Here is a 14,526-nt window from a genome sequence, read left to right as displayed (position 1 = left end):
AAAGGCCGCGTCTTCAGAACGGGTGATATTGATAGAGCCAGTTCTCCGAGAGCGTCTCGCCCTTGTGCGCGAGGAAGAGCCGCATCTCGACCGGATCGGCTCCCTCGACCGTGAGGTCGAATTGCGCGCGCCAATGTCCCGGCACGCCGTCGAACACGGCTTCCGTGTAGATGTAGGAGAAGCTTCCGCGCGAGGACCACAGCACCGGCTCGGGCTTCGCGCCGAAGGGCAGGCGCTCGAGCGGGCCGCCCAAAAACTCCACCATGAATTTGCGCACGCCTCTGGGGCGCGGCTTGCCGGGCTGGCCGCCATTGCCGAGCCGCGTCGCGACGCAGCGCGCGAGCGGCGTCGGATCGGGCTCGTCGGCGAGCCAATGTAGGCGATAGGAGAAATCGAACGACGCGCCGGGAACGGCGGGCTTCGCCGGAACCCACATTGCGACGATATTGTCGTGGATCTCGTCGTCGGTCGGAATCTCGACGAGCTGAATCGTTCCCTTGCCCCAATCGCCCTTGGGCTCGATCCACACGCTCGGGCGGCGATCATAGAACACGCCGTCGAGATAATGATCGAAATTGCGGTCTCGTTGCAGCAGGCCGAAGCCTTTGGGATTTTCGTCCGAGAAGGCGGAGGCCATCACGCGGTCGGGATTGTTGAGCGGACGCCACAGGCGCTCGCCGCGGCCCGTCCACATTGCGAGACCGTCGGAATCATGCACCTCGGGACGCCAATCGACCGCAGTCGGCTTTTTGGTTTCGGAGAACCAATACATGGAAGTGAGCGGCGCTATGCCGAAGCGAACGAAACTGCCGCGCAAATGCAGCGAGCAGTCTATGTCCATGACGACGCCCTTGCCGCGCTTCGCCAGAATGCGAAAGGCGCCGACGATGGACGGGCCTTCGAGCAGAAGATGCAGCGGCAGTCCGTCGTCTGTCTCCGGGCCGATATAGACATTGGTGAAGTCCGGGAACTCCTCCGGCCGGTCGGGCGCCCAAGTGTCCAGCGCGACGCCGCGGGCGGAGAGCCCATATTGGCGCAATTCGCCGATGGCGCGGAAATAGGAGGCGCCGAGAAAGGCGACCCAATCATTCTTGCGCCAGTCGAGCGGGCCGTCCTTGGGCTCTTGAATGCGAAAGCCGGCGAAGCCCGCGCCCGGCGGCAGCTGGCGGGCGATCGAATCCGCGGGCATGTCGAAATATTTGGGATTGTAGAGGACCTCGCGCGCCTGGCCGCCTTCGACCGCATAGATGCGAACGGATTTTTTGAAGAATTTGCCGAGATGGAAGAATTCGACCGGGAAACGGCCGGCCCCGGTGGTGAGCGCGTAATCGGTATTGTAGCTGATCTTGCCCCAGGCCTCGTAATCGATCTTGGAGGTGATCTCCGAATCGGGCTGGCTCGGCGGGCGGAAGGGCTCGGCGATGCGGCGGCGCGCGGTCTCTTTCAGCCGCTCGAACGAAAAGGGCTCCGGTGGGCCGAGGTCGAGGCGGCCGGGCGCGCGCTGCGCCACGGCGTCGGTCGCGCCCATTGCGCCGAGCGCGCCTGTGGCCGCCGCGGCCTTGAGGAAGGAGCGGCGATCGGTGTCGTCGATCATGCGGGGAACCTCGCTGGGCGGGGAAGCGCTCGTCGTCGGCCCGAAGGCTGATAAAAAATCAGCGGATAGGCTCGTGGCGGACGGCTGTGCGCATGAAGAAATACAGGCCGACGAAACCGGCCAGCGCGAAGACGATCTCGAAAATGCGGCTCACGGCCGGATCGAGCTGAAACAGGCCGCCGAGCGCCCAGCCGGCCGCCCAGGAGGTCGCGACGAGCTCCGTTCCGACCAGGATCGCCACGGCGACCAAAGTCGACAAATGCACAAGGTTCAAGGGCTTCTCGCTCATCGGGCGAAGCTCTCCGCGCTCATCGTCCAGCGCATTTGTGCTATACGATCGGCCGGCCCGGCGCAAGTCGGCGCCCTGGAGGCGGCGGAACGCCTCTTGCGATGCGCCGCGCGCCGCTGGTATTCTGTAAGTGGGGGCGACGCAGGCGCTTTTTTCCTTTTTTCGCGCCGAAGCAAAGTCGCTGTTTTTTTTAGGGGCAGGCCTATGGTTGGAGTCGTCGAGCGCGTCGTTATTCGGCATTTGGCCGGGTCGAAGGCAAATCAAATCGAGCAGCTTCCGATCGGCGATCTGAAAGAGATCACCATCGGCCGCGATCCGACCTCGAAAGTCGCCTTCGATCCCACCATAGATGGCGTCGTCAGCCGGCAGCACGCCGTCATCCGCATCGAGGGCGAAGGCGACGATCTGAAGTTCAAGCTGATCGACCTCAATTCCAGCAACGGCACTTTCCTCAACGGCCAGCGCATCTCGCAAGACGCGGAACTGCTGCCGGAGGACAAGGTCGAACTCGGCGGCGCCAAGGGACCGAAATTCACCTTCGATCTTCAGCCGCGCCCGGCCAGCTTCGCGGCGCGCACGCGCGTCATCGGCATCGACGATTCCGCTGCGACCCGGCTGATCGAGACGGCGCAGACGGCGGCCTCCACCGCCGTCGCCCAGATAAGCTCGACATCGACCGAGGCGCCTCCGCACAAGGCCGGCGTCGGCCAGGAGACTGTGCAGCGGCTGATCGTCGAGGAGCGCCGCTCTGTGAGCCGCACCTGGGGTGCCGTGGCGGCGGGGCTGCTCGCCTTCATCGCGCTCGGCGGCGGCGCCGTCTATTGGAAGCAGATCAAGGACGACGAGCGCCATCAGGCCGATCTCGCCGACGTCAAGGCGGACGCCAAGCAGGCCGATCAGCGCAGCGCCTCGCTGCAGGGCGAGGTGAAGGCCAATCTCATCGGCATGACGCCGCTCGACATCTACAACAAATATTCCAACGCCACCGCGCGAATCGATCTGCGTTGGCGTCTCTTCGACACGCAGACCGGCAAGCCGATCTTCCATCAGACTTTCAGGATCGGCAAGGACACGCTGCCGGCCTATGTGCGCTTTCCCAACGGCAAGGTCGTGCGCTGGCTGACGCTCGAGGACGATCAGCGCTCCAATCTGCAGATCGCGGGCGAGGGACACGGATCGGGATTCGTCGTCGGCGAGCAGGGATATCTGCTGACCAACAAGCATGTCGCGGCGGGCTGGAAGGTCACATACGACGAGTCGCCGCGCTACGGCTTCCTCTTCGATGCCGGCGGCGGGCCGGGAGCGGCGGACGCGAAATTGCGCAAACCTGTCGGCGTCATCGATCTCGCCAGCGGCGACTACGTCGAGCTGAGTTTGTGGGTCCCCGAGGCCGGCGGCGTCATCTTCCCGTCGAACGTCGCCAAGGCAATCGGCCGGCGAGACCGCAACAATATTCCGGACTGGACGAAAAACGAGCAGCGCAGCTTCGAGGGACGCAACGAGATGCTCGACGTCCGCTTCCCGGGCGCGCGGCTCGGAGTCAATGCGACGCTCGTGCGCGCCTCGTCCGACTCGGACGCGGCGCTCATCAAGATCGACTCTCCGCAAATCCTCGAGAAAGTGGAGCTCGCCGAAGACGATACGGTGACGATCGGCGAGAAGGTCATCGTGCTCGGCTATCCCGGCGTGTCGGTGGAGAACGTCCAGCGGCAGGTCACGGTCGAGAACGGCCTGACGCGCGTTCAGAACGAGGTCATTCCCGAGGCGACGGTGACCGACGGCATCGTGTCCAAGCTCTCCACCGGCTATAAGGAGAAGGACGGCGTCACGCTGACCAGCGCCGGCGAGCGCATTCAGCTCAGCGTGCTGGCCACGGGCTCCGGCAATAGCGGCGGCCCGGTGTTCAACGCCAATGGCAAGGTCATCGGCCTGTTCACCTATAGCCGCAGCCGCGGCGATGCGCGCGTGACGCTCGCCGTGCCGATCAAATTCGGGCGCGACCTGCTGCGCGCGCAGCGCAACTGATCGAAGGTCGAGAAAATGGCGACGGGGCGCGAGGCTCCCGGCGACGCATTCCGCGTCGTCGGCGCGATGCAGACCGATGTCGGCTGCGTGCGGTCCCATAATGAGGACAGCGTCGCCTTCGTCGCGCCGGCTGTAGACGCGCCGGAGGCGAGATCGGGCTATCTCGCCATAGTGGCGGACGGCATGGGTGGCCACGCCGCCGGCGAGGTGGCGAGCGCGCTCGCGACGGAAGTCGTGCGCCGCGTGTTCTATTCGCTCGACGTCGATCCTCCGCGCGCGTTGAAGGCGGCTTTCGAGGCGGCCAATCGCGCCATTTTCGAGCAGAGCGCGCGCCAGCCCGAATGCAAGGGCATGGGCACCACATGCACCGCCGTCGTCATTCGCAGCGGACGGCTGTGGCTCGGCCATGTCGGCGACAGCCGCGCCTATCTCATTCGCGGCCACGAGACGACGCAGCTCTCCGACGATCAGACGCTCCATGCGCAATTGGTGCGCGACGGCGTGATGACGCAGGAGGAGGCCGAGCGCAGCCCCGGCGGCAATGTCATTCTCCAGGCTGTGGGAACGCGCAAGGAGATCGCGCCGACGATCTGGTCCGAGGGCCTGCCGCTCGAGATCGGCGACGCCATCGTGCTGTGCTCGGACGGTCTCTCCAATCTCGTCTCCGAGGCGGAGCTCGCCGCCGTCGTTCCCGATCGCGCGCCGCAGGAATCCTGCCGTTTGCTGGTGGGGGCCGCTCTCGCGGCGGGCGGGCACGACAATATTTCGGTCGGCGTGTTTCAGATTGTCGCGCCGCCGTCCGGCGTGCGCGATCAGGCCGCGACGCAGAAGATTTCAGTCCTCGCGGACGGCGCGCCGCCGACGCGAGTCGTCGTCGTTCGATAGAGGCATGAGGTCATGAGCGACCAGAGAATGATCGGCCATTACCGCATCGTCGAGCTGCTCGGCGCCGGGGCCATGGGCAAGGTGCATGTCGCCTTCGACACTTTCATCGAGCGCGAGGTGGCGATCAAATCGCTGCGCCCCGAGCTGACGCAAGACCCGGAATTCGTCGGGCGCTTCAAAGCGGAGGCGCAGAGCCTCGCGCGCCTCAACCATCCCAATATCACCACGCTGTTTTTGCTGCTGCCCGACGGCCGCGATCTCTATATGGTGATGGAGCTGGTGCGCGGCCGCGCGCTGGACGATGTGCTGCGCGAGCGCGGCGGACCGCTCGGCGTCAAAGAATGTCTCGCCATCATCTCGCAGGCGGCGGACGGCGTCGCCTATGCGCATCAGATGGGCGTGATCCATCGCGACATAAAGCCGTCCAATCTGATGATCGGCAATGACGGCCGCGTGAAGATCATGGATTTCGGCATCGCCCGCGTGCAAGGCAGCGTGCGCATGACGCGCGCCGGCACGGCGATCGGCACGCCGCTCTATATGGCGCCGGAGCAGCGCCGCGGCAGCGAGGGCGACGAGCGCAGCGATCTCTATTCGCTCGCCATCGTCCTTTATGAGATTCTCTCCGGCGCGCCGCCCTTCGCCGGGCTCGACGAGGTGGAGCTGCTGCAGGCGCAGATCGGCAGAGATCCGCCGCCGCTGGTGCCGCGCATTCCCGGCGTGACGCCGGGGCTGGAAGCGGCGATCATGAAGGCGCTCGCCAAGCGGCCGGAGCAGCGCTATCCGTCGATCCGCGCCTTCAGCGACGCCATCGGCGCCACCGCTTTGCGCGTCGATGCGACCTCGATCATCCAGAGCCCCGCCCATTTGCTCGACAGAGCGACCGAGACGAGCGCGAGCGCCGGCCCCGCCGCCTCCTTGCCTTCCGTCGCTCTCGCGGTCGCCAAGAGCCGCTCCACTTCGCTGGTCCGGCGCTTCAAAACGCTGCATCCGGCGCTGCAAGGCGTGTCGGTGGCGATCGTCGCCTTCGCGGCGGTCGCGCCTCTGCTGTTCGGCGGCGGCGGCGACGACAGCGGAGCGAGGAAGCGCGACATCGATCGTGTCGAGCGCGATCGCCGCATGGCGGAGATCGAGAGCGACCGTCGTCAGACCGCGAAGACTTTGGATTACGGCCAGATCGGCGAGATCAAGCCGGCGCGCGGCGAGATCGATCGCCCGGCGCTGGCGACGAATGATGCGCCGCCGGCCGCCAAGCCCAAATGCAACGACGGCTTCAGCATAGCCGATTGCCAGCCCTCCACCGTTCCGGGGCAGAAGACCGCCGCCGTCGAGAAGGCGTCGCTGGCGGCGCCGGCGACGCTGGCCGACATGCGCAAGGCGCTCAAGGACAAGGACTATCTCAAGGCGGCGAGCATGGCTGAGGCGCTCGCTCAATCCAGCGACAAGAGCGAGCAGCGCGAGGCGCAATTCCAGCTCGGCTGGGCCGCGCTCAAAGGAATGGGGCGGCCGCAGAATCTCGATGTGGCGCTGAATTGGATGAAGCTCTCGGCGGCGCAGGGCTATCCCGAGGCGCAATTCGCGCTCGGCGTCATGTATCAGAACGGCGACGGCATGGGCGGCCAGGAGAATCCGGGCGAAACCGTTCGTTGGTTCACCGAGGCCGCCAATCAGGGGCATCCGCGCGCGCAATTCCTGCTCGGCAAAATATATGAACGCGGCGTGCCGAATGTTTTGAAGAGGGATTATCGACGGGCGGGCGATTTCTATCGCCTCGCCAAGGAACAGAGTTTTCCCGGCGCCGCCGAGGCGCTGGAAGGCTTGCGCAAGGCCGGCCGCTACTGAGCCGCGGGCCGGGCTGGATCAATAATCCAGCTTGCCGAGTCCCGTCGCGCCGCTGGCGGGGCTTCCGCCCTTGTCGCCGCCGCCGCTCGCCTGGCCGCCGCCTTCATTACGACGGCTGCGTCGCGATGCGTGCCGCGAGCCGCCGCCACTGTGATGGACGCGCTGGCGCGGCGGAGGCCGACGCGTGCGATAGGGATAGCCGCCGCCATAGCCGCCAGTCGGGCCGAGATTCAGCTGGAGGGGACCGATGCCGATCGATTGCGCCTCGGCCGAGCCGGCGTCGAGCGCGGCGACCGGCAGAGCGAGTAGCCCCGCCAGCAAGGCGCGGCGGGAAAGCTTCGGTGAATCGGAAGCGCTGTGAAATTCGCCCTTACATTCGTCGATCATCTTCGCCAGCCGAAAAAATTGCTCTCATCGACTATCGGGCGCGGTCTCGACATTGTCAAACGAGACTTTTGTCGAACGCGCATTTGTCCATAGGCGCATTCGCGCGGCGCGGCGCTCGTCCCCGCGCCGCGCTTTCTCGTTTTACCAGCCCCAGCCCCAGCCGCCGAAGCTCGCTCCGACGAGGCCGTAGCCGGCGCCATAGCCGCCATAGCCGCCGTAACCATAACCGTACGGGTAGGCATAGCCATAGGAGTAGGCGGGGTAGGCGATCACCGGCGCGGCCACGATCTCGGGCTGCGCCACATAGACGGTCCGGCGCTCGACGATGCGGCGCCCATAGCTCGTCCTGTGCTCGCATGGCGGCGGCGACGGCTCATATTCGGTCGTCTCTTCGCAGACTTGCCGACATCGCTTTTCTTTGGCGATGGCGGCGTCGACGCCGAGCTGTCCGATGACGAGCGCCGACACGCCGATCATCGACAATCTGACGACTGTGCTCATGATGCATTCTCCTTCGTCTGCGCTGCAATGGTCGCGCGAACGAGATTGAACTATGTCGGCGTTTCGCAGCGGCGAGTGCGCGCGCGTCCACCTCGCCTATTTGACGAAAATCAAAATCATTCGCGCTGCTGCGGTTGTTTGACGCTGCGGCCTCGCGCGCGCTCGTCGCGCATCGTTTCGAGGGCCTAATCTTTCATGCAAGCCTGGCGTCTCGAAATATCGCACAGGCGACTGGAGGAATCGGCAATGTCCACTTACGGAGCCAATGATCCGATCGTATTCGCTCTGCTCACGGAGGCCGTCGTGATCGCCGCCGTCTCCGTATCGATCGTCGTTTTTCTGCTTTTCAAAGCCGGCTCGCGCGCATTGAGCAAGCCGCACGGGCATTGAGCGGAACGAATTCCGCGTCGACGGACGAGCGCGAGAGCGAATGACGCCGACCCCGCTCGGGCGGCGGGATCGGCGTTCGCATTTGGCATTCTTTCGTTCGAGCGCAATCTGATCGATCGAACGATTCCGTTCGATCGGAACGCGCTCTAAAAATGATAGTTGAGGCCGCCGCGGATCGTCGACGTGTCGATATTCGTCTGCAGCGCATTGGTCGAGAAATCGAAATAGCGATCGCCGCCGACGGAGGTGAAGAGATATTCTGCCTTGGCCGAGAGATTGGGCGCGACGCCGAACTCTATGCCCGCGCCGAGCGCCCAGCCGGCGAGAAATTTCGACTGCTGGCCGTAGAAGCCTTGGAAGGCGTTGTTCGCGCTCACAGTGGTGTTGCTGCCCGCGAAGCCGCCGGTGACGAACAGCAGAGCGCGATCGACGGTGACGCCGGCGCGCGCGCGAATGGTGAGCGTGTTGTCGACCGAGCCATTGCCGGAGACGCCGATGAAAGGCGAACGTCCGTCCTTCGAGCTGTTGAAATCGAAATCCGCCTCGGCGCCGATGAGGAAGTTCGGAGCGAAGGTGAGATTATAGCCGGCGGTGCCGCCGATAACCCACCCGTTCGGATTGCCGAGCAGATTGCTGCTGCCATTCTGGTAGGCGCCGGCCGCATAGCCGCCGTTGACGCCGATATAAAATCCCTGCCAGGTGAAAGCCGGCGGCGGGCTGTAATAATCGGCGACCGGGGCGCCGCGGCGCGGCAGGTCGGCGGCGAGGGCGGAGGCGCCGGCGCAGAGCAGGGCGGGCGCCAGCAGCGCGGGAAGCAGCATAGGTCTCATCGAACTCGACTCCACATTCGCGCGCCTTCGGGGCTTCGGCTCGCGGTCACAAACTCGGCGCGGGCGAGGGGCAAGGCCCAGCCAGAGCTCAGTCGAATTAAAATCGTTCACGTTAACGGAACCTTGCCGCGCCCGAGGTTGCGCTGGGCGCAAAGCAAAACCGATGCGCTTCTCGTTGTATTGATTGTGTCTAAACCGTGTTATATTTAGAATTAATCGAGCTTATCCTGAGATATTCCCCGGATGTTCGAGGCGCTGTGAGACGTGGCGTCGATTACATTGCCTAATAATCGGTAAAATCGTCTATGGTTACGTCTCGCCCGCGCATTGACCGCGCCGGCGCGGCGTGAGAATTGCCTTTCACGGCGGCATGATGGGGATTCGGGCGATGAGCGCTGGCGGCGCAGGCGGTTCGGGGCCGGTTCTGGTGACGGGCGCGGCGCGGCGCATCGGCTTGGCGATCGCCGCGCGGCTGGCGCATTGCGGGCGTCCGGTAGTGCTGCACGCCTCGCATCGCTCCATAGAGGAGGCGGAGCTCGCCGCCCAGGCGATCCGCGCCAGGGGCGGCCGCGCGGCCGTGGTCGGCGCCGATCTTTCTGACGCGCGTGAGACGGAGGCGCTGATGGGGCTCGCCGCGCGCGCCTTCGGGCCGGTGACTCTGCTCGTCAACAACGCCTCCGTGTTCGAGCTCGACGCCGCGCAGGATTTTTCGGTCGAGGTCTTCGATCGGCAATTCGCCGTCGATCTGCGCGCGCCGCTGCTGCTGGCGCGCGACATGGCCGCGCAATTGCCGGAGGAGGCGGAAGGGGCGATCGTCAATATCGTCGATCAGCGCGTGTTTCGGCTGACGCCGCGCTACTTCACTTACACACTGGCCAAGTCCGCTCTGTGGACGGCGACGCGCACCATGGCGCAGGCTTTCGCGCCGCGCATTCGCGTCAACGCCGTGGGGCCGGGGCCGGTGTTTCCCAACACAGTGCATGGGCAGAAGGGATTCGAGACGGAAGCGCGCGGCGTGCCGTTGCGCCGGCCGGCTGATGTGTCCAGCGTCGTCGACGCCGTGGTGTTTCTCGCCGAGGCGCGCAGCGTCACCGGGCAGATGATCGCCGTGGACGGCGGCCAGCATCTCGCCTGGGAAACGCCCGACGTGCTGCCGGATTAGAGCGCGTTCGACAAAGCGTCCGCGATAGGGGAAAAGGCGCGAATGCGTCCCTCGATCCTCGATCCGCTGTTCGGCCGCGCCGCCGCCCTTCCCGGCATAGGCCCCAAGACGGCCAAGCATTTCGACCGGCTGCTCGCCCGGCCGGGCAAGGAGACGCGTCTCGTCGACGTGCTGTTTCATCTGCCGATCAATCTCGTCGATCGCAGCCTGCGCCCCACCATCGCCGAGGCGCCGACGGATCGCGTGGTCGTGCTGAAGGTGCGCGTCACCGAGCATCGCAAGCCGCAGGGGCGCTACGCCAAGGCGCCGTTCAAAGTCCATGTCGAGGATGACACCGGCGACGCCGAGCTGGTCTTCTTCCTCTCCAACGCCGATTGGATCGAGCGCAGCCTGCCCATAGGCGAGACGCGTTGGGTCTCCGGCAAGATCGAGCTCTATGACGGGCGCCGGCAGATCGTGCATCCTGACCGCGTGCTGGACGAGGCCGGCCTCGCCAAGTTGCCGCCGGCGGAGGCGGTGCATGGGCTGACGGAAGGGCTGCAAGAGCGTTTCGTGCAGCGCGCCGTCGCCGGAGCGCTGGAGCGCCTACCCAAGCTGCCGGAGTGGCAGGACGCTTCCGTGCTGGCGGCCAATGGCCTTCCCGATTTCGCGAGCGCGCTCGCCGCGGCGCAGAACCCGAGGTCGCCGGCCGATATAGAACCGGCGAGCAAGGCGCGCCAACGCCTCGCGCTGGACGAATTGCTGTCGCAGCAATTGGCGCTGCGGCTCATCCGCTCGAAGATGCGGCGCGAGCCGGGCCGCGAGAACGCCGGCGACGGACGCATCACGCGCCTCATCGAAGCGGCGCTTCCCTATGCGCTCACCGGCGCGCAGCAGCGCGCGCTCGTCGAGATACGCGAGGATCTCTCGTCCTCGCGGCGCATGTTGCGGCTGCTGCAAGGCGATGTCGGCGCCGGCAAGACCATCGTCGCTCTTCTCGCCATGGCCAGCGTCGTCGAATGCGGAAGGCAGGCGGCGTTGATGGCGCCGACGGAAATTCTCGCGCGCCAACATTATGAGCGCCTGCTGCCGCTCGCCGAAGCGGCGGGCCTTCGCCTCTGCCTGCTCACCGGCAGAGCCAAGCCCTCTGAGCGCGCGCGTCTCTACGAGACCATCGCGGCCGGCGGCGTCGATATCGTTATCGGCACGCATTCTCTTGTGCAGAGCGAGCTTTCCTTCGCCGATCTCGGCCTCGCCGTTGTCGACGAGCAACATCGCTTCGGCGTGCAGCAGCGTCTGGCGCTCGGCTCCAAGGGCGAGAGCGTCGATGTTCTGGTGATGACGGCGACGCCCATTCCGCGCTCGCTGGCGCTCACCTATTTCGGCGACATGGACAGCTCCATCCTCGACGAGAAGCCGCCCGGCCGCTCGCCCATCGACACGCGCGCGCTGCCGGTCTCGCGCATCGGCGATGTGGTGGAGGGCGTGCGCCGCGCGCTCGCCTCCGGCGCGCGCGTCTATTGGGTGTGCACGCTGGTCGAGGAGAATGAGGACCTCGATCTCGCCGCCGCGAAGGATCGTCACGAGGATCTGACGCGGATCTTCGGCGAAATCGTCGGCCTCGTTCACGGCCGCATGAAAGCGCCGGAGCGCGACGCCGCAATGGAAGCGTTCAAGCAGGGCGAGACGCGCATTCTCGTCGCCACCACGGTCATAGAGGTCGGCGTCGACGTGCCCGAGGCGACGGTCATGGTGATCGAGCACGCCGAACGTTTCGGCCTCGCGCAATTGCATCAGCTGCGCGGGCGCGTCGGTCGCGGCTCTGGCAAATCCTCCTGTCTACTGCTCTACAAAGGTCCGCTCGGCGAGACAGCCAAGGCGCGGCTGGTGATGCTGCGCCAGACCGAGGATGGCTTCCGCATAGCGGAGGAAGATTTGCGCCTGCGCGGGGAGGGGGAAATTCTCGGCGCGCGGCAATCCGGCCTGCCGGGCTTCCGCCTGGCCGATCTTTCGGCCCATGCGCGGCTGCTGGCGATCGCGCGCGACGATGTCGAGCTGACCCTGCGCCGCGACCCGGATCTCTCCGGCCCGCGCGGCGAGGCGCTGAGAGTTCTGCTCTACCTCTTCGAGCGCGACGAGGCGGTGAAGCTGCTGCGGGCGGGATGACACGCCGCATTCGCACCTCGCGAGACGCTGCGGCCGTCACGGGGGCGCGGAGGAGCGCGCATTTGAATAAGCGCCATCGCGGGAGAGGTCGATTTCCAGCGCCGAACCGGCGTCCGTGTCAGCCGGAAACGTTCTAATCCTGCAACGGCCCCCAGGACGGATCGGAGGCGTAGGACGGCGTCGGCACGGGGAATTCCGAGCGGCCGAAAATATCCACCATGTAGATTTTCGCGCCGCCGCCGCCGCCCGGATCGCGGAAGAACATCAGGAACAGCCCGTTCGGCGCCCAGGTCGGGCCTTCATTATGAAAACCTTCGGTGAGGATGCGTTCGCCGGAGCCGTCCGGCTTCATCACGCCGATGCCGAAAGAGCCGGAGGATTGCTTGGTGAAGGCGATGTAATCGCCCTTGGGTGACCACACCGGCGTCGAATAATGGCCCTGGCCGAAGGAGATGCGCCGCGCGCCGCCGCCGCTCGCACCCATCACGTAAATCTGCTGCGAGCCGCCGCGATCGGACTCGAAGACGATCTCGCCGCCGCTCGGCGAATAGGAGGGCGAGGTGTCGATGGCGTTGGTGTCGGTGAGCCGCGTCGTCGTGCGCGAGCGTATGTCCATGGCATAGAGATTGGTGGCTGCGCCTTGCGATAGCGACATCACGATCTTCTGGCCGTCCGGCGAGAAGCGCGGCGAGAAGGTCATGCCCGGAAAATTGCCGACCACCTCGCGCTGGCCGCTTTCGATGTTGAGCAGCAGCACCTTCGGATCGGCGGAGCCGAAGGACATGTAAGTGACGTCCTGCGAGGAGGGCGAGAAGCGCGGCGTGACCACCAGCTCCTCGCCGCGGGTCAGATAGCGCACATTGGCGCCGTCCTGATCCATTATGGCGAGACGCTTGCGACGATGCTCTTTCGGACCGCTCTCGTCGACGAAGACGACGCGCGTGTCGAAAAAGCCCTTCTCGCCGGTGATGCGCGTGAACACGGCGTCGGACACGAGATGCGCGACGCGGCGCATATTGGCGGAATCGGTGACATATTGCTGGCCCGTCGCCTGCTCGCCGGTGGAGACGTCGAAGAGGCGGAACTCGGTCTTGAGCCGCCCGTCCGGGCCGCGCTGCGAGCGGCCGGTGACGACATATTGCGCATTGATCGAGCGGAAGAGATCGAGATTGGGCGCGGCCTCGGCGCCGGCGGGCTCCGGGACGGCGCCCGGCTCTATGGGGCGCAGGAAGACCGAGCGCTTGAAATTATTGACGATGACGCTCGTCACGATGCGCGCCGCCTCGTCGCCGGAGAAATTCGTCACCGCCACGGAGACCGGCTGAAAGCCGCCGCCCGCGCGCAGATCGAGCACGCGCGCGGCGCGCGCCGGCGCGGCGACGAGCGGGGAAAGGGCCGCGCCCGCGATGAGGCCGGCGGCGGAGCGGCGGGAGAGGTGGAACGTCATGAGATGCGGGTCCTGGGCTTGCTCAGGGGGCGAGGGAGTTCGGATGGCGGGCTACGGTGGAGGCGTTACATATCATTCGTCATGTTCAGCACTGTGACGCGCCAATAATCGAAATAGGCTTCGAAGGCGGGCGGAATCGGCATAGGGCTGCAGCGCCGCACGGCGCCGAGCGCCTGCTCGCCGCGGCTGCGCTCCACGGGATTGGCGGAAGGGTTGAGCAGGCGCGGCTGACCGTCGAGCGCGCCATTGCGCGTGAACCGGAACTCCACCTGCGGCACATAGGCGTGGGCGTCGACCGACAGCGCGGTCTCCCAGCATTTGCGATAATGCTCCACCGTATAAGCGTCGATCTGCGCCTGCATCGTCGGCGACATGCGCGGCGCGCTCGCGGTCGGCGCGCCGAGCGAGGCGGTTTTGGTCAGATCGGCGCCGGTCGCGGCGCGGCGTTGCGGCGCCTCATGGCTCAGGAGATTGGCGATATTGGCCGCGTCGAATTTCGATTTGGGCGCGGCCTCGTCGCCGGATTTCGGCTTGGCCTGCGGCTTGTCGGATTTCTTCTTGTCGTCCGACTCGCTCGGCGCGCCTTTTTCGGCGGCCTTCTTCTTCTCGAGGAGCTTGGCCACCTCATCGACCTTCAATTGCTTGGTAGGCTCCTTGGCCGTCTCCTTGGGCTTCGCCGTCTCCTTCTTCGCTTCTTCTTTCTTGGGCTTCGGCTCGTCCTTGGGCTTCTCGGGAGGCTGCGGCGTCTCCTTGGCCTCCTTCTCGGGCTTCGGACGCACGGGAGGCTTGGGCTTCACCACCTCGGCCTCTTCCGGCTCTTCGCGCTCGGGCGGCGTCGGCGCGGGCTTGGCGCGCTCGGGTTTCGGCGGCTCGGGCTTGGGAGGCTCCGCCTTGGCCGGCTGCGCCTTCGGCGGTTCGGGTTTGGGCGGCTCGGCTTTGGGCGGAGTGGGGCGGAGTGGCGGCTCCGGCGTCGGCGGCAGAGCGGCGACGCGCTTGGGCGGCGGCGGGGTCTCGGGCTTGTCCTCCGGC

At 65.9% G+C, this 14,526-nt stretch carries 13 protein-coding genes; 6 read left to right on the top strand and 7 right to left on the bottom strand.

The window, feature by feature from the left end; genetic code table 11:
- Window positions 1-13 precede the first annotated feature (13 nt).
- Together C5689_RS14300 and C5689_RS14295 are read right to left on the bottom strand one after the other, a co-directional pair.
- Window positions 14-1,594, bottom strand: coding sequence for an OpgD/OpgG family glucan biosynthesis protein (locus tag C5689_RS14300; protein WP_108917945.1), 1,581 nt, complete (start codon window positions 1,592-1,594; stop codon window positions 14-16).
- 58 nt (window positions 1,595-1,652) lie between these two features.
- Window positions 1,653-1,883, bottom strand: coding sequence for a hypothetical protein (locus C5689_RS14295; RefSeq protein ID WP_108917944.1), 231 nt, complete (start codon window positions 1,881-1,883; stop codon window positions 1,653-1,655).
- 204 nt (window positions 1,884-2,087) lie between these two features.
- Between C5689_RS14295 and C5689_RS14290 the strand changes: the two genes are divergently transcribed.
- The 3 genes from C5689_RS14290 to C5689_RS14280 are packed head-to-tail and all read left to right on the top strand — an operon-like array spanning window position 2,088 to window position 6,635.
- Window positions 2,088-3,908 carry a trypsin-like peptidase domain-containing protein gene (locus tag C5689_RS14290; RefSeq protein WP_108917943.1) on the top strand — a complete coding sequence of 607 codons (1,821 nt, stop codon included), beginning with the start codon at window positions 2,088-2,090 and terminating at the stop codon, window positions 3,906-3,908.
- Between the two features lie 15 nt (window positions 3,909-3,923).
- Window positions 3,924-4,793 carry a PP2C family protein-serine/threonine phosphatase gene (locus C5689_RS14285; RefSeq protein ID WP_108917942.1) on the top strand — a complete coding sequence of 290 codons (870 nt, stop codon included), beginning with the start codon at window positions 3,924-3,926 and terminating at the stop codon, window positions 4,791-4,793.
- Window positions 4,794-4,805: 12 nt separating this feature from the next.
- The gene (locus C5689_RS14280) at window positions 4,806-6,635 is read left to right on the top strand and encodes a serine/threonine-protein kinase (RefSeq protein ID WP_108917941.1); all 1,830 of its coding nucleotides are present in this window, start codon (window positions 4,806-4,808) and stop codon (window positions 6,633-6,635) included.
- Between the two features lie 18 nt (window positions 6,636-6,653).
- Here the strand turns inward: C5689_RS14280 and C5689_RS14275 are convergent, their stop codons facing one another.
- Entirely contained in the window at window positions 6,654-7,022 is a 369-nt protein-coding gene (locus C5689_RS14275) for a hypothetical protein (protein WP_108917940.1), read from the bottom strand.
- A 141-nt stretch (window positions 7,023-7,163) separates the two neighbouring features.
- On the bottom strand, window positions 7,164-7,523 hold the full coding sequence (locus C5689_RS18685; protein WP_174800261.1) for a hypothetical protein: 360 nt from the start codon (window positions 7,521-7,523) through the stop codon (window positions 7,164-7,166).
- Between the two features lie 246 nt (window positions 7,524-7,769).
- Between C5689_RS18685 and C5689_RS18475 the strand changes: the two genes are divergently transcribed.
- Window positions 7,770-7,913: a hypothetical protein gene (locus C5689_RS18475; protein WP_166145371.1), complete on the top strand. Its 144-nt coding sequence runs from the start codon at window positions 7,770-7,772 to the stop codon at window positions 7,911-7,913.
- 146 nt (window positions 7,914-8,059) lie between these two features.
- Here C5689_RS18475 and C5689_RS14260 read toward each other — a convergent pair whose 3' ends face one another.
- Window positions 8,060-8,743, bottom strand: a complete 684-nt coding sequence (locus C5689_RS14260) for an outer membrane protein (RefSeq protein ID WP_244594713.1) — start codon at window positions 8,741-8,743, stop codon at window positions 8,060-8,062.
- A 388-nt stretch (window positions 8,744-9,131) separates the two neighbouring features.
- Between C5689_RS14260 and C5689_RS14255 the strand changes: the two genes are divergently transcribed.
- Both C5689_RS14255 and recG read left to right on the top strand, forming a co-directional pair.
- Window positions 9,132-9,905: an SDR family oxidoreductase gene (locus tag C5689_RS14255; RefSeq protein ID WP_108917937.1), complete on the top strand. Its 774-nt coding sequence runs from the start codon at window positions 9,132-9,134 to the stop codon at window positions 9,903-9,905.
- 42 nt (window positions 9,906-9,947) lie between these two features.
- On the top strand, window positions 9,948-12,050 hold the full coding sequence (gene recG / locus C5689_RS14250; protein ID WP_108917936.1) for an ATP-dependent DNA helicase RecG: 2,103 nt from the start codon (window positions 9,948-9,950) through the stop codon (window positions 12,048-12,050).
- 133 nt (window positions 12,051-12,183) lie between these two features.
- On the opposite strand, the gene tolB is transcribed toward recG, so the two are convergent.
- A complete protein-coding gene (gene tolB / locus C5689_RS14245) occupies window positions 12,184-13,497 on the bottom strand; it encodes a Tol-Pal system beta propeller repeat protein TolB (RefSeq protein ID WP_108917935.1) in 1,314 nt (437 codons plus the stop codon).
- 65 nt (window positions 13,498-13,562) lie between these two features.
- Window positions 13,563-14,526: cell envelope biogenesis protein TolA (locus C5689_RS18970; protein WP_108917934.1), on the bottom strand; the 964-nt coding region annotated here is incomplete at its 5' end.

Source organism: Methylosinus sporium, assembly GCF_003113265.1.
GTDB classification, from domain to species: Bacteria; Pseudomonadota; Alphaproteobacteria; order Rhizobiales; family Beijerinckiaceae; genus Methylosinus; species Methylosinus sporium.
The sequence above is the reverse complement of the archived record's forward strand: the minus strand, read 5'-3'. Positions and strand labels throughout refer to the sequence as shown.

Bases quoted from the DNA above. Each gene is read 5' to 3' on its own strand.
- C5689_RS14300 (WP_108917945.1), bottom strand. From the start codon at position 1,594: ATGATCGACGACACCGATCGCCGCTCCTTCCTCAAGGCCGCGGCGGCC.
- C5689_RS14295 (WP_108917944.1), bottom strand. From the start codon at position 1,883: ATGAGCGAGAAGCCCTTGAACCTTGTGCATTTGTCGACTTTGGTCGCC.
- C5689_RS14290 (WP_108917943.1), top strand. From the start codon at position 2,088: ATGGTTGGAGTCGTCGAGCGCGTCGTTATTCGGCATTTGGCCGGGTCG.
- C5689_RS14285 (WP_108917942.1), top strand. From the start codon at position 3,924: ATGGCGACGGGGCGCGAGGCTCCCGGCGACGCATTCCGCGTCGTCGGC.
- C5689_RS14280 (WP_108917941.1), top strand. From the start codon at position 4,806: ATGAGCGACCAGAGAATGATCGGCCATTACCGCATCGTCGAGCTGCTC.
- C5689_RS14275 (WP_108917940.1), bottom strand. From the start codon at position 7,022: ATGATCGACGAATGTAAGGGCGAATTTCACAGCGCTTCCGATTCACCG.
- C5689_RS18685 (WP_174800261.1), bottom strand. From the start codon at position 7,523: ATGAGCACAGTCGTCAGATTGTCGATGATCGGCGTGTCGGCGCTCGTC.
- C5689_RS18475 (WP_166145371.1), top strand. From the start codon at position 7,770: ATGTCCACTTACGGAGCCAATGATCCGATCGTATTCGCTCTGCTCACG.
- C5689_RS14260 (WP_244594713.1), bottom strand. From the start codon at position 8,743: ATGAGACCTATGCTGCTTCCCGCGCTGCTGGCGCCCGCCCTGCTCTGC.
- C5689_RS14255 (WP_108917937.1), top strand. From the start codon at position 9,132: ATGAGCGCTGGCGGCGCAGGCGGTTCGGGGCCGGTTCTGGTGACGGGC.
- recG (WP_108917936.1), top strand. From the start codon at position 9,948: ATGCGTCCCTCGATCCTCGATCCGCTGTTCGGCCGCGCCGCCGCCCTT.
- tolB (WP_108917935.1), bottom strand. From the start codon at position 13,497: ATGACGTTCCACCTCTCCCGCCGCTCCGCCGCCGGCCTCATCGCGGGC.